General features: G+C 45.4%; 12 protein-coding genes. 6 read left to right on the forward strand and 6 right to left on the reverse strand.

The annotated features are described in order from the left end of the window. Nucleotides 1-135: 135 nt before the first annotated feature. A complete protein-coding gene (locus ACUVJL_RS02855; protein ID WP_445244461.1) occupies nt 136-663 on the reverse strand; it encodes an NAD(P)-binding domain-containing protein in 528 nt (175 codons plus the stop codon). Between the two features lie 504 nt (nt 664-1,167). Next, nucleotides 1,168-1,929, reverse strand: coding sequence for a cobalt-precorrin-6A reductase (locus ACUVJL_RS02860; RefSeq protein WP_445244462.1), 762 nt, complete (start codon nt 1,927-1,929; stop codon nt 1,168-1,170). Between the two features lie 178 nt (nt 1,930-2,107). On the opposite strand from ACUVJL_RS02860, the gene ACUVJL_RS02865 reads away from it, so the two are divergent. Further along, nucleotides 2,108-2,926 carry a tetratricopeptide repeat protein gene (locus tag ACUVJL_RS02865; protein ID WP_445244463.1) on the forward strand — a complete coding sequence of 273 codons (819 nt, stop codon included), beginning with the start codon at nt 2,108-2,110 and terminating at the stop codon, nt 2,924-2,926. Nucleotides 2,927-3,155: 229 nt separating this feature from the next. Here ACUVJL_RS02865 and ACUVJL_RS02870 read toward each other — a convergent pair whose 3' ends face one another. Together ACUVJL_RS02870 and ACUVJL_RS02875 are read right to left on the reverse strand one after the other, a co-directional pair. Beyond that, on the reverse strand, nt 3,156-3,392 hold the full coding sequence (locus ACUVJL_RS02870) for a hypothetical protein (protein ID WP_333262852.1): 237 nt from the start codon (nt 3,390-3,392) through the stop codon (nt 3,156-3,158). 251 nt (nt 3,393-3,643) lie between these two features. Then, nucleotides 3,644-4,429 (reverse strand): TIGR01548 family HAD-type hydrolase, encoded by a 786-nt coding sequence (locus ACUVJL_RS02875; RefSeq protein WP_445244464.1) that lies wholly within the window; start codon nt 4,427-4,429, stop codon nt 3,644-3,646. A gap of 177 nt (nt 4,430-4,606) precedes the next feature. On the opposite strand from ACUVJL_RS02875, the gene ACUVJL_RS02880 reads away from it, so the two are divergent. From ACUVJL_RS02880 to ACUVJL_RS02890, 3 genes are all read left to right on the forward strand, one after another. Further along, nucleotides 4,607-4,918, forward strand: coding sequence for a 30S ribosomal protein PSRP-3 (locus ACUVJL_RS02880; RefSeq protein WP_263053625.1), 312 nt, complete (start codon nt 4,607-4,609; stop codon nt 4,916-4,918). 388 nt (nt 4,919-5,306) lie between these two features. Further along, entirely contained in the window at nt 5,307-6,407 is a 1,101-nt protein-coding gene (locus tag ACUVJL_RS02885; protein ID WP_445244465.1) for a class I SAM-dependent methyltransferase, read from the forward strand. Nucleotides 6,408-6,977: 570 nt separating this feature from the next. Beyond that, a complete protein-coding gene (locus ACUVJL_RS02890) occupies nt 6,978-7,871 on the forward strand; it encodes a Mo-dependent nitrogenase C-terminal domain-containing protein (protein ID WP_445244466.1) in 894 nt (297 codons plus the stop codon). Nucleotides 7,872-8,864: 993 nt separating this feature from the next. Here the strand turns inward: ACUVJL_RS02890 and ACUVJL_RS02895 are convergent. Next, on the reverse strand, nt 8,865-9,548 hold the full coding sequence (locus ACUVJL_RS02895; protein WP_445244467.1) for an HAD family hydrolase: 684 nt from the start codon (nt 9,546-9,548) through the stop codon (nt 8,865-8,867). A 763-nt stretch (nt 9,549-10,311) separates the two neighbouring features. Here ACUVJL_RS02895 and ACUVJL_RS02900 point away from each other — a divergent pair. Continuing rightward, nucleotides 10,312-12,318, forward strand: coding sequence for a diguanylate cyclase domain-containing protein (locus ACUVJL_RS02900; RefSeq protein WP_445244468.1), 2,007 nt, complete (start codon nt 10,312-10,314; stop codon nt 12,316-12,318). Continuing rightward, nucleotides 12,299-12,832 carry a GNAT family N-acetyltransferase gene (locus ACUVJL_RS02905; RefSeq protein ID WP_445244469.1) on the forward strand — a complete coding sequence of 178 codons (534 nt, stop codon included), beginning with the start codon at nt 12,299-12,301 and terminating at the stop codon, nt 12,830-12,832. The genes ACUVJL_RS02900 and ACUVJL_RS02905 overlap by 20 nt, the downstream gene beginning before the upstream one ends. 20 nt (nt 12,833-12,852) lie before the next feature. On the opposite strand, the gene hppD is transcribed toward ACUVJL_RS02905, so the two are convergent. Continuing rightward, a complete protein-coding gene (gene hppD / locus ACUVJL_RS02910; protein WP_445244470.1) occupies nt 12,853-13,914 on the reverse strand; it encodes a 4-hydroxyphenylpyruvate dioxygenase in 1,062 nt (353 codons plus the stop codon). Nucleotides 13,915-14,316 lie beyond the last annotated feature (402 nt).

Here is a 14,316-nt window from a genome sequence, read left to right on the forward strand (position 1 = left end):
CAATATCTCATGTAGTATTGGTTCAATTGTTTCCCATTCTGAATCCGTTAGACTGCTATAATAAGGCATGGCTGCTACTGGATAATGCTTTTACGGTCACGTTACCACAAGACCGTAAAAGATGTCAAATGGGTTCTATAATGCGTAGGTAAAATGTACGCCCAAAATCCATTTTGGCATAAGCCAGTGCGCTGTACGAAATACATGATTTACTTGCGCGCCTTGTTTGGCTGCGAAAGTCGCCATGTCCAAGGCGCTCTTTCCGAAGCCAACGATTACAACTCGTTGATTATCGAATATATCAAGCGTGTGGACATCCCGTTCAGTGATGACTTTCCCCCCGAAATCTTCGATACCTGGAAATGCAGGTTTATACTTTCTTTCTGTATATTGTCCAACTGAGATAACGACGTATCCAAATAATTGTTCGTGAACGCCATCCGGGTTTTTATATCTTAATAGCCAGCCCTCTTCTGTTTCTTTTAGTTCGATAACTTCGTGATTTAACCGCACATCAAGCTTTAGATGGTTGACCGCTTGCTCCCAATAATTGAGGATTTGTTCTGCTGTGGGATGTAAATCAGGCGTGAAGGGCCACGGAAAATCTGATAAATGATATTCCCGATATTTTGCAGGTGTATGTTTGCGTATGCAACTGCCCATACTCCGCCCATCTTTTCGGATTTCTCAAAAACAACTGCTTAAAAGCCATTTTTCTGGAGAATATGGGCTGTCGTAATGCCAGATATTCCCGCGCCAATAATGGCTATTGGCATACCTTTTTTGTATTGCATATATTTGAGTCTCCTGATTGGGTAGGGTTATTAGAGTAATTCTCCTGACGGAGTGACAAAAAACAGGAAAGCTTTGCACTGAGAAGGGTTTAAATCGATCGCTCTCAAAAAGACAGAGGCGTTGTCACCCGTCAGATCCGCGACCTTAACCCCAACTGCTGATAGTAGCTTAGTTGGTTAGAGACGCTTGGAGGAGAGGAATCCTTGCAGTCTGGCTGCTATAGCGATCCTAAATCATTTGTGAATTTCTTACTCCCGGACCGAACTCGCGGGGAGGGCTGGGGTGGGGTAAAAAATTTACGACTCCTGCAAGGATTGCTATACAACCTCAGTTGAGGCTAGCTGGCACAGTCCGATCGCGCCAAGGATGTAACTAATAACTAATAACTAATAACTGCTTAATTAACCAAGCGATCGCCCCTTCAACATCAGCAACCTGCTCAACATCGGGAATCGGTGGCCGCTGCACCATCACAACCGGAAGTCCCAGTTCCCTAGCCGCAGCAATTTTCGCATAAGTAGCACCGCCTCCGCTGTTTTTGCTAACAATTGTATCAATCTGATATTCTAATAGTAGTTGGCGCTCGTCTTCCAAGGTAAAAGGCCCCCTTGCTAATAACAATTTACCGTTAGGAACAGGAGTATTTAGTGCAGGAGGATCGATCGCCCGCATCAAAAACCAAATAGCATCCAAACCCGCAAACTCCCCCAATTCTTGCCTACCAATGGTGAGAAACACCCGCTGAGACTGTCCTAATAAAGCAATTGCCGCCTCCGAGTGGCTGGCAACTTCAATCCAGCGATCGCCCTCCACCCTCTCCCAAGCTGGACGCACCAGCATCAAATATGGCACATTACACTCAGCAGCAGCAACAGCAGCATTGGCAGAAATCTGAGCCGCAAACGGATGAGTAGCATCAATTAACAAGTCGATCGGGCGATCAAGCAAAAACGCAGCCAGCCCAGCCGCCCCACCAAACCCCCCAATTCGCACCGTACCCGTTTTTGGGGTAAAAGGCTGTTGAGTGCGTCCTGCTAGCGAAGATACCACCTCTATTTCAGCGATTTGAGACGCTCTTGCCGCCAATTCAGCAGCATCCCCCGTCCCCCCCAAAATTAGCAACCGTTTTTTCACCGAATTACACCTAACTTATGGCATTTTAGATTTTAGATTTTAGATTTGTAAATGACTGATGAAATAAGGGTTTGGAGGTTGCCTACGGTCACATCCTTTTTTGAAACTGGTACTATCCAAGCAACGCCCGCAAATTCGGTTAATAATATGTTTAGTAAAGTTTAAACTGCCAACAACGATGATTCGCTCATTTTTCACATTTTTTACAGTATTAATTGTAACCGGGTTAGTTTGGTTGGGAAATATCGCGCCCGCTACCGCACAACTACAACCAACAGATATCACCGATCCACAGCAGGAATTGGGAGAACTCGTTCAAAAAGCTTTTGAAGCTACAAATGAAGGCAAATTTCCCGCGGCTGAAACTTTTTGGACTCAAATCATTGACAAATTTCCCTCACAAGCCCCCGCTTGGAGCAACAGAGGCAATTCTAGAGTCAGCCAAAACAAGCTACAAGCAGCAATTTCCGACTACGAAAGAGCGATCGAACTAGCTCCCGACGCCCCCGATCCCTACCTAAACCGCGGCACCGCCTTAGAAGGTTTAGGACGCTGGGAAGAAGCGATAGCCGATTACAATCACGTGCTAGAATTAGATCCCAAAGATCCAGCAGCCTACAACAACCGAGGCAACGCCGAAGCCGGTTTAGGAAAATGGGAACAAGCAATAGCCGACTACAGCAAAGCCTTTGAATTAGCCCCCGAATACGCCTTTGCCCGCGCCAACCACGCCCTCGCACTTTATCAAAACGGGCAAACCAAAGAAGCAATTCGCAACATGAAAAACATCGTCCGCAGATACCCCCAATTTGCCGACATGAGAGCCGCCCTTAGCGCCTGTCTGTGGGAAGCAGGAAAGCGCGGCGAAGCTGAGAGCAATTGGGTAGCAGCAGTCGGCCTCGATTCCCGCTATAAAGACCTCGATTGGGTTGCCAATACCCGACGCTGGCCGCCAGTTGCAGTCAGTGCATTAGACAAATTCTTGCACTTGCAATAATCTCAAAACGCCCAGAAAAAATTTCGAGCATCCCGATGATTGTGGGGTATTTTTCCTACAAGGGATGCTCCAAATAATTGCCAAATGTCATCGGAAGATAGCAGTAAATACTTTGTTGAAAATAAATTCAAAGTCTTCTTCCTTGTTTCTTCTTTCCTCAAGATTCATCCCTTAAATCCGTTCCATCCGTTAAATCTCGTGCACTGCTCGTTGCCAAAATGCTTTCTTCTCAAAACTCGTATTCAACTTCTCCGGCAACAATCCTATCTGTCACCAATATTCTGTACAGTTCCAGTTCTTCAACACTAACTTTTCCGTCAGCCAACATCGCTCTCTTGATGTCTTCCATTTCTTGATTAGATATCTTGCCGTCAGCAACAGCTCGCTCGATTTGGACTTGGAGCTTTTCTAGTTGCCGAGTTTCTTCCTGGGTAGGTTGTTTAGCACTCGATCGCGAAACTAACATAGTTGCTTTCTCCTAGAGATTGACCTCTACTCTGTACTAAGCCGCAACAGCAGATATTGTCAACTCAAAGATGCAAAAATTGACAAATAAATGTAACAAAACTACATTTACTTGTCAATAGGATAAGCTGCAAAATTATTTAACAAAATTACATTTGTTTGTCCATAATATCCGGTTCGCTAGGCGCACTTTACAGGCATTGTTTGTCAACAAAATAAGGTGCGGAATGCCTAGCCTACAGACTGACTGGCCTACTGAACTAATTCTCGAATCCGCGCAGCCGTCAACTCCTCGACATTCCTGAAAACCGCTGCTGCACCAGCAGTTTTCAGCGCATCAGCATAAGCATCGCAGCGCACAGCATCATCCAAAACATGAGGTGGCAAAATTCCAGCCCCCAGCCAAACCCGATTTGGTTGCACTTCCCGCGCCTTCACAACCGTGTAAATATCGGCAACAGTATCTCCCGCGTAAATCACGGGCAAATTTTTTTCTAAATCGTGCAGGTTTTCCAACTGTTCAATTGCCGCGAAAAGTCCAGCCGGATCGGGTTTTCCCGGTGCATCTTCCATCGCCACCAACACGGGGGAATTTAAACTCAGTTTCCCTGACAAAACATAAGCAGCTTCGTCCCGCATCGCCCCGCTAAAAAAGCCCCAAACAATGCCCCCAACTGTTAAATTTTCCAGATAAGCGGGACTTAACAGCAGCGGTTCGTCGCAAATGTAACCAGTCCAATTTTTCTCATCGGGCCCGCGATAGCGACTTTGGAAGAAAGCCACTAATTCGTCATAGTTGAGAGCGAGTTGGTTTCTCGATCGCCCAATCCCCTCAAAATAACGGCAAACTAACTCAAAAGATGCCTGCCAGTCATTATTCCACACTCCCTCAGACTTCAGAGAGTCGATATCGAGAGAATTTGGGCGAAAAGCACCCGCCGTGAAATGCTCCACCGCATCCGCGATCGCCCGTCGGTAGGAACCGGACACATCCCGCACCACACCGTCAATGTCGAAGACTACAATAACTCTGTTCACAACTTAACCATCCTTGTACCTAGGGCGCGTGAGAACCCAAATTTTATCTGTTCTCAGCCCCTGAGTGGCGCAAAATCCAGCCGCGCCACAAAACTTTTAATCACTGATGACTCATTATTGAACAGAATGTGCTACGCTTAGCGATTGTAGAAATTTTTAACAAGTTCGATCGGAACCCTGGAGGTTTGCTTGTCCAAGTTCATCTTAAAAGTTCTCTGGCTAGAAGAGAATGTTGCCCTCGCCGTTGACCAAGTTGTCGGCAAAGGAACTAGCCCGCTGACATCCTATTTTTTCTGGCCTCGCAAAGATGCCTGGGAAGACCTCAAAAACGAACTCGAAGCCAAACACTGGATTGCTGACAACGATCGGGTCGAAATCCTCAACCAAGCCACAGAAGTAATTAACTACTGGCAAGAGGAAGGCAGACGGCGCCCGATGACTGAAGCTCAGTCAAAGTTCCCTCAAGTGACTTTTACCGGCAGCAACTAAGCCCAGCTTTAAGTTGCTACCCATATAAATTGCCTGTTATGGCTGACGAGGGGAAGGAGAGAGGGGAGAAGGCGAGAGGATTTGACGCTTTTTCCACCTCGCCGTGAAACATACAATTTAAATGCGCTACAGCTTATCTTGATACTAACTCCGATTTTGGAACCTACTCGGATTTTGGGCTTGGTCGATTTGAGATTTGAGATTTGAGATTTATCTAAAATAAAGCTCTAAAATCGGATTTCCTACAATTTAAAAAGACTAAGCAACCAAACCAAATAAATCTAAAATCGGCTTTTTTATACTCTTAAATTGTACAGTCAGCTCTCAACCGCCTTCCCTATGACTAATGACTAATGACTAATGACTAATGACTAATGACTAATGACTAATGACTAATGACTTCTTCGCGGAATTTATGGGCGCCGAAAGTACAATCAACCAGACCGAACAGCTACCGCTGGTAGTAAATCCCGACCTCCTCCAGCAAGCTATCCTCTACAAAATTAATACTCGCATAATCGCTCGCGGAGAATTAGCTTTCCCCTGCGTCCCGGGAATGCTAAGCCACTATCTCAAGGCGATCGAACAGCTATTTAGCACTCTCGACAGACCCCTGCCAGAAGACCGCAGAGACGAACTCAGCAAGCTTTTAGCCTCCAAGTTAGAACAAGGCTACCGCACCTCCACAGCATCGATGCTGATCCTGCAATACGAATCAGTACAGCCGCCGCAAACCGGTTTAGCTTGCAAAGTGATTGTTACTACCTCAACAGTTGGAGAACAGTACAAAAGCTGGGTAGACACCAGAGAACCTCCGCTTTTTGGCTCTCATCCAGATGCAAAATTGATGGCAACGGCTGCTAAATTGGGTACACCCGATCGAGTGCGGATTTTGGACGTGGGGGCTGGTACCGGCCGCAATACCTTGCCGTTGGCGAGATTGGGCTATTCTGTGGATGCGATCGAACTAACTCCTGCTTTTGCAGAACAATTGAAAGCTGCAGTAACAGCCGAAAGTCTTCCCGTGAGTGTTACTGAAGGCGATGTGCTCGACCCCTTAATGCGGATGAAACCTGCCCGTTACCAGCTTGCAGTTGCCGCCGAAGTCATTTCACATTTTCGAGACAGCGATCAAGTACGGCTTTTCCTCGCTAAAATGTGCGATTTCCTCTGTCCCGGAGGTTTGTTGCTGTTCAGCACGTTTTTAACTGTCGGCGACTACCAGCCTGATGCCCTCGTGCGACAAGTTGCCCAACTCTCCTGGTCTACTTTATTTACACCCCAAGAACTCGCCACCGCAATGGAAGGGTTGCCCTTAGTCCAAATATCCGACGAATTGGTGTTTGAGTACGAACGCCACCACCTGCCGGAAGGAGCCTGGCCGCCGACGCCCTGGTTTCCCAGTTGGGCCACCGGTCGAGATGTCTTCCCGATGCAAAACGCACGCCCGCCAATGGAATTGCGCTGGATTTTGTGTCGCCGAAGTTAAAAAAAAATCGGTCAATCGATTTGAGATTTGAGATTTGAGATTTTAGATTGAAGCCTTGGCCCCACGGATAAATTCGGGTAAATTCGGGGGCTTGTTTATCGGATACAGGTTTTTTATTTCTCCACGGATGAATCCGGGGGCTTGTATCCTGGATGCTTTCGGTCATTTCTAGACGGACACAGCAATCACACCCGTTGACAGGCGGTAACTGTTTCCTCATATATTTTTCTTTCAACAGCTTAAAGCCGGCTCGTTGTTAATATTGTGCAGCCTGCATAGAAAAATTTACAAAAATATATATTAAAATGTAAAGACAGCGAAGTTCGATCCCCCCTGGGTAAGAAACCCAGTGTCTGATTAGATCCAACGCTTGCAAACCTTTTATTTCTTCCGAAAAATTGGGTTGCTAAGGGCAATCGGGCTTAAATAAAATTCGATCGCCATCTCAATCGGTGCAACTAGAGTTAAGATAAATTAAACAAACCTATTCCTTCCGATAGATGACATTTTAGGGAATAGGGCAAACCAATAGATTAGCTCGCTAATCAGCGATGCTCCTGAGAAACCAATATGCTTTTAACACGTCCACTACAAACGTTTGGAGCAATCTTCGGGTACCAACCTTCTACAAATAGATCGTCGATCGAACAAAAAAGCAGTAATAATTTTTGGGAGGCAAATATTGCTCCCGCTGTAAACGACCAAATTGACGGGTATATCCAAATGGAAAGGCTAATGAGTAACGCTAAATCTGCCTGCACCAATGAAGAGATTACTGCTTGGCTGCGCGGATTGCTGACTATTGCTTGGGCAGACGGTAACTTTGACGAATACGAGCAAAAAATGATTGCGAATCTAACTGAGAATGAACTACATCCAATATCTTTTGAGGGGGATTTTGAACCGATTACCGCAGAGGAACTAGCCACTGCGTTAGGGGAAGACACCGCCAAAGGCGAGGATTTTTTGAGGACAGCAGTAATGGTAGCCTTGGCAGACGGTACATACTCGAGCAGCGAAGACGAGGTAATCTACAAGTTTTGCACAGCTTTGGGTCAGAACGTGGAGGCGATCGAAGCTTTGCGACAAACCATGGAAGACAGCAAGTGCGATCCGCAGGGGCCCACCAGCCAAATAGTCTTTGATGCGAATGTCCTCCCCGCCGTCGGAACACCGCTTTCATCTCGGCTACCTCAACCTCACCAAAAAAATGTCCTGCAACCGGTAAAAGACTGGCTCGACGGCTGGGAAATTCACGACCCCAGATTGGCACACTTTGTCTGTAAAGTTATTCCGCCGCAGTGTCCGTTTGAGCGAGATATCGTATTATTTGGTCGCAAGATTGTCCACATTCCGGCGATGTGCCAGATTAACCCGCTTTACGAACAGTTAGTGGGGATGCGCTTTCGAGCTCTCTGCTATTTGGCAGATGAATGTAAGGAAGATGTATCGTCATATTGTTAGTAGGAGAGGGTAATTGCGAGTTGCTAATTCATTCCTGGGCGCAGAACCTCTATTTGTAGAATGCGCCCACAAGCACGTTACGGCTATAATTCGCACCTTATAGCAGTATTTGCCGAAGTCCTGTAATTAGCAATTGCTAATTTGCTGTAGAGGATTGGCGAGGATTTAAAAACCTAATTTTTCCCTAAAAAAACATTTTTACAGCTATCCGCCTCATTATTATAAAAACCAGGCTTATTCAGTTTTTGTGCGTGAGTCCTGCTAATATCAAATCTGCTTTGATAATACTAATTCAACAAAACTCTTAGTACAATCTTCAATCTTATACAAATTATTAAAAGTCGCAGATTTAGGAGCCGGAAACGGCAGTGCGCTTTCCCTACAGATGCTCGCCTACAATCTCTGGCTCTGCACTACTTTTCAGAATTGGTAGAATTATATAGCAATCCTAACAGGACTTATACCAATTTAATGTGAAGTTGCACATATCTCGATCCCCCTCGCATCCCCCTTAATACGGGGGACGAAAGCTCGGAATCTTGTCCCCCCCTCCGGCGGGGGGCTAGGGAGGATCGAGATATGTGCAGCCTCATAAAAAATTGCTATTACGCACTCCGACAAAGAAACCGGGTTTTTTACCTAATCTTCGAGTACGAACGAAGTAATTTCGTAAAAAAACCCGGTTTCAGGGCCCCATGCGTAAGTCCTACCTAAATGAGTCGTAAATTTTTTACTACTTTTCAGAATTGGTAGAATTATATAGCAATCCTTGCAGGAGTCGTAAATTTTTTACCCCACCCCAACCCTCCCCGCGAGTTCGGGGAGGGAGTAAGAATTAACAAATGATTTAGGATTGCTATATTTTTGTGGTGGTAACTGTAAATCGCAAGTAAACTTGGCTGTCGTCCGCAGACCCGGACTAAAGGAATAGGGGAATACGGTACTTGTATCTGGTATAATAATAACTAATGACTATTGACTACTGACTACTGACTACTGACTATCTAAAATAATCTCCACTGCTTCACTCAAATTGTTAGCAATTAAATCGGGTTGGTGCATTTCTAGTTGGGTGCGATCGCGAATTCCGCACAAAACACCAATTACCTTGACACCGTGCGTTTTAGCTGCTATAATATCTGCCTCCGTATCCCCAACCATCCAAACGTCAGAAGCCGGTGGCAGTTCGGCGAGAGCTTTTGCCATTAGCAGGGGCTTATCTTTGACATCCCCGGTTTTGACGTAATCGTTGGGGAGGCAATAGCAGCGGTTTTCAGGGAAAAATTGCCCTAAATTACAGCGCTTGAAGGCTTCGTCTAGTTCCCTGACGCGGCGCATGGTCAGGACTGCTAAGTCTACTCCAGCGCCCTGCACCTTTTCGAGCGTTTCCAAAGCGCCGGGCACTGGTCGATCGTAAATCATGTAAGGGAGCGTGTGAACCGTTTGACGGCGTTTCTGGGCAAAATCCCGGGCTTGGGCTCGGTCCAATCCCGAGAGGATGGCGATTTGGGTTTCCGGAACCCGCGCGCGCTTCATGTCCCAAAACTCTGCTTTGGGGAGTTCGCGCACTGATTGGCCCAAACGTTGAGTCTCAGCGAGACACTGCTGGTAAACTCGGTAGTAGCGATCGGACACGTCCATGATCGGGCCATCAAAGTCCGTAATAAGTCTCAGCATTTAGCAGAATATCTTTAAGCTTTTATAGAAATTGTTCGATATTATATCATTTAAAGGTAACAGTTTCTTTACAAAAATTGACATAAATACCCAGGGGAGGTAAGGTCTATAGGAATGGTTCTAATTAAAGGAAACATTTGAATTAAGCTGTGCCGCTCCTCAACTTTAGTGGTTGTAACCCATGTCAGGGAATTTACAATTAAGATGTGCGGCACAAATAGTATAAACCGCTACGTATTGTTCATAAATCACAACCTCAATCGACTCTGAGTTTGACCAATAATTTCTTGATGGTACAAGCCCCCGGATTTATCCGTGGAATCAATCGAAAATCGAAAATCGAAAATCCTCAAGCCCCCGCATTTATCCGTGGGGTCAATCTAAAATCTAAAATCTAAAATCTAAAATCGATTGACTGCGCTTTCTCAAAAAACAAGTGGCTCAAATTAATATTTTGCCCCATTTTTAAAATAAGCCCAAAACTGCTTGGAGAATCCAAAATGTACTGTTTCCATAAATTAGCCAGCGGTAGCAGTTGGTGACATCCGCCAGTATAAAAAATCCCATGAGAAATAGCAGTCAAACAACAACTAACTTTACCTGCTAACCTTTGAGAGTGATGCTCTACAATAACGAAATACTTCCAACATTAACTGTAGAGAGCAGCCCAAGAAGTCTTAATATTCTTCTTTCTAAGCTGTTATCCTTACGCAGGAGGGAATACCTCGCAGTCGCTCGGCAACTTAAGATTAAAGAAATATCAGTGAAAGTGCAAGATTTTGCCGACATTCATGAGGAAGTAGGCGAAGGAAAAGACCTGCCGGATAGTTTTCCTGAACTAATCGGAATTGAAGGACTCCTTGAAGGCATTATTGAAGAGCGAGAGCAAGAATTTCAGCTAAAATCAATTACCAGAGTTCTCCAAGACGGAGCTTATTTGTATCAAGATTTGTACATCTTTGGTTATAAGGGACAAGCCACTGCTGACAGATTGATTATTTTATTATGCGAAGATGTGACAAATAGCATTGCAGCTCAGGAAAGCATGGTTCAGGCTGCCAACGAAAACAGTATTAAAGTCGATTACTTAGCTGCGAATAGTGATTATATTGACAAATTTATTAATTCCCTAGGCGATGTTTTGTTAGTAACAGGAACATCGGGAAACATCAAAAAAGTGAATCAAGCTGCACAGCAATTATTTGGATATACCGAATCGGAATTAATCGGCAAATCCCTATCCCTGATTACGGCTGAGGAGGAATTGTTGCGCAAAGCCAGCCAGCTACCTCCTGCACTTAAAAGCGAATATTGGCCTCAAGTAAAAGTAGTTTGCGAAACGAAAATAGGTTTAAAGCTGATTGTCGCCTTTTCATGCTCTAGTTTCGAGACAAGCATAGGAAGCCAGTATGCAGATAGCGAGCTTATACAAGATTTTGTTTATATCGGCAAAGACATTACCAAGCAACAGCGCCTAAAAAATTGTCAAGAAGCACAGTATGCTGTTACTCATATCCTGTCAGAATCAAATTCTCTAGATAGCGCAACTCCGAGAATTTTGCAAGCTATTTGCCAAAGTTTTGGGTGGGATATTGGCGAACTTTGGACGCCGGGAGAGGGGGATAAAGAAACTAGATTTTGTGTGGGAATAAAATCCGAAAAACAGCCGATTTGGTGCCTGCCGCTTTGCTGTCTGATCGAGGAAACTACTGGTTTGCGGCGGGTGGCAGTTTGGCAGGCAGCGGACGAAGTTAGCAAGTTTGCCGAAAACGGGCAGGAAATTACTTTTGCTCCGGGTGCGGGTTTGCCGGGAGCGGTTTCCAAAAGCGGTGCTGCGCAGTGGATTACTGATATTGTGGGCGATCGCAATTTCGTGCGATCGCGCTTGGCCGAGGAAGCGGGACTGCGCAGTGGATTCGGTTTCCCCATTCACGCTAGGGGCCAAGTTGTAGGAGTAATGACTTTTTTTTGCCGGGAAGAACTGCCGCCGGATGAAGATTTACTTCAGATAATAGGTGTTGTAGGTTCTCAATTAGGGGAATTTGTCAAGCGCAAATATGCGGAGCAAGAATTGCAACAAGCTGAAGCTTCAATCCGATTTTTGTACGAAGAAGAAAAACGGCAAAGTGAAGAATTAGCTCGGCAAAATTTAGCTTTAGGACAAGCCAAATTAGAATTAGAAGCAGCTAACATGGCATTGCAGCGGCTCGCTTCGGTGGACGGATTGACTCAAATTCCCAACCGCCGCTGTTTTGACAAACAATTGGAGATAGAATGGCAGTGGATGGAGCGAGAAAAAGAGTCGCTGTCTTTAATTTTGTGCGATATCGATTTTTTCAAACTTTACAACGATCGTTACGGGCATCAAGGAGGCGACGAATGTTTAAAACAAGTGGCAGAGATTTTAGCTAGCAACGCTCAGCAGCCGGGAGATTTAGCCGCCCGCTACGGCGGCGAGGAATTTGCGGTAATTTTGTCGCGAACTGATGCGAAAGGAGCAATGCGGGTAGCTGAATCCATTCGCCGCGATTTGAAAGCTGCGGCAATTCTTCACGCTGCTTCCAGGGTAAGTAAGTTTATAACTCTCAGTATCGGGATCGCTAATGCTGTGCCTGCTGCTGGTTTATCCATTGAGGGGTTAATTGGACAGGCCGATCGAGCGCTGTATCGAGCTAAACTAGAAGGGCGCGATCGTATAGTTTGCCTAGACTTGAAAAGAGAATTTCCGGGCCCGAAAGGAGTATTTTCTGATGATTGTGAGAGAAGCTAAAATCGCTGACGCACCTGCAATCGCACGGGTAAATCTAGATACTTGGCGCACAGCTTACCGAAAAATCATACCAGCCGATTACCTCGCACAGTTATCCTATGAAAAGCGAGAAAGCAATTGGCAAGAAATCCTCGTAAACGCAGAAAAAAGTAAAAATTTTGTGTACGTTGCTGAGAATGAATCGGGAAAAATTGTGGGTTTTGCTGCGGGTGGTTGCGAACGAACGGGCAAATATGTTTATCAAGGAGAATTATTTGCCATCTATATTTTGGAGGAATATCAGCGTCAAGGAATCGGACGCCAACTCGTGAGAACAGTTGCCACAAAATTGGCAGGATTAACTTTGAATTCAATGCTGGTTTGGGTACTGGGAGACAATTCAGCCTGCAGGTTTTATGAATTCTTAGGAGGTGAAAAAGTGGATGAACAACAGACAAGCAGAGCAGGAGTTGCAGTCAAAGAAATTGCCTACGGGTGGACGGATATCGCAGTGCTAATCGACAGGTCATACTGACCTAAAAATGGGAAGTTTTATCAATCATTGATCAAACTTCCCCTCTTCATTTGTTCCCGTTCAATTGCCTCAAACAAAGCTCGGAAATTCCCGGCGCCAAAACCTCCAGCTTGCAACTGTTTGCCGTTAACTAAAGTAACTCGGCGCTCAATCATCTCGAAAAAGAAAGTCGGTTCTGCAAAAATTGGCTGGGTAAAGATTTGCAGCAGCATCGCTGCGGGAGTATCTTCTTGCCAATCTGCCAAAACTTCAGAAGCTGCAATTGCTGGCCAATCTGCGGGCAAATAGTTTTGCCGCTGCTGCAATTCGGAGTAGTATGTTGGAGGAACTGGCAGAAAAGGCAAACCGCGCGATCGCAAATCGGCAACAACCCCCACAATATTATCAGTTTGCAAAGCCATGTGCTGAATTCCCGGTCCCCGATTTGAACTCAAAAACTCTTGAATTTGAGAATTAGCTGATGCCGGTTCATTAATTGGGAATTGCACCCCACCTTCAGCGTGCACCATAACTTGGCTCCGCAAAGCCGATTTCTCAGTCTGAATGTCAAAATTTTGCTGGGGTTGAAAACCTAATATTTTTTGATACCAACTAACAGCACTTGACAAATCGCCAGATTCAACATTTAACACTACGTGGTCGATTAGGGTAAACACCGGCAGCTTACCCGAAGCCGATAGCAGTGAATGGCCACCAATTCGCTCAACGAGCGTGTGGCTTAAATCTCCCCAACCAGCGATTTTTGCCCGTTTAAAATAGCCTCCTTCGTTTAGGTCTTCTTGAATCGGTTCCAGGATTTTAGCGCCTTCAGCAGCCGCTCTAGCTACCGCTAATTCGATATTTTTTACCCGAAAACCCACATCGCCAATCCCGGGAGGATGAAACTTCAACCAACTAGCAGCGGGACTAGCGGAAGTTAGGGGCGAAGATAAAACAAAACATACATTGCCGCTGCTGACAACTTCAGTGCGAGTGTGGCTGTTGGCATAACCTGCTGTTGATTGAAAGCCTAAGCGGCTGACAAACCAGTCGCGGGATATTTGAGCATTTTCAACGTAAAAGTGAATGCGATCGAACTCCATAATCAATAATTGAAAATGGAAAGTGAAAAATGGAGAATCGGCTGATTTTCAGTGGGAAACTGCAAGGGAGGAATTGAGAAATGGATATTTTTCATGTGTTTTTTGTGCGCCGGCTTAACAATAACGTAAAAATTCAACACCCTAACTCCCCCTCAAGGCAGAAATAGGTCTGCAATTAAAAGAAACCGGGTGTCTGCGATAACTTGGATTTGGCCACGAGGTCTTCATCAAGCGGTAAGGTGTGCCGAGGCGCACCCTACATAGGGCTTGCTGAATAAGCCTAAAAGCCTTATCTGAAAAGACTTTGACTCGCGATCGGCGCGGATAAAGTGTAAGACTATGAGGTAAAATCAGTCAAAAGCCATGCACAGCATCACTTTCGTTCATGTACCGAAAACTTGA

The organism is Microcoleus sp. OTE_8_concoct_300 (assembly GCF_031383065.1).
Lineage (GTDB): Bacteria > Cyanobacteriota > Cyanobacteriia > Cyanobacteriales > Microcoleaceae > Microcoleus.

Coding starts and splice junctions, on each gene's coding strand:
- ACUVJL_RS02855 (WP_445244461.1), bottom strand. CDS start 663: ATGGGCAGTTGCATACGCAAACATACACCTGCAAAATATCGGGAATAT.
- ACUVJL_RS02865 (WP_445244463.1), top strand. CDS start 2,108: ATGATTCGCTCATTTTTCACATTTTTTACAGTATTAATTGTAACCGGG.
- ACUVJL_RS02870 (WP_333262852.1), bottom strand. CDS start 3,392: ATGTTAGTTTCGCGATCGAGTGCTAAACAACCTACCCAGGAAGAAACT.
- ACUVJL_RS02885 (WP_445244465.1), top strand. CDS start 5,307: ATGACTAATGACTTCTTCGCGGAATTTATGGGCGCCGAAAGTACAATC.
- ACUVJL_RS02890 (WP_445244466.1), top strand. CDS start 6,978: ATGCTTTTAACACGTCCACTACAAACGTTTGGAGCAATCTTCGGGTAC.
- ACUVJL_RS02895 (WP_445244467.1), bottom strand. CDS start 9,548: ATGCTGAGACTTATTACGGACTTTGATGGCCCGATCATGGACGTGTCC.
- ACUVJL_RS02905 (WP_445244469.1), top strand. CDS start 12,299: ATGATTGTGAGAGAAGCTAAAATCGCTGACGCACCTGCAATCGCACGG.
- hppD (WP_445244470.1), bottom strand. CDS start 13,914: ATGGAGTTCGATCGCATTCACTTTTACGTTGAAAATGCTCAAATATCC.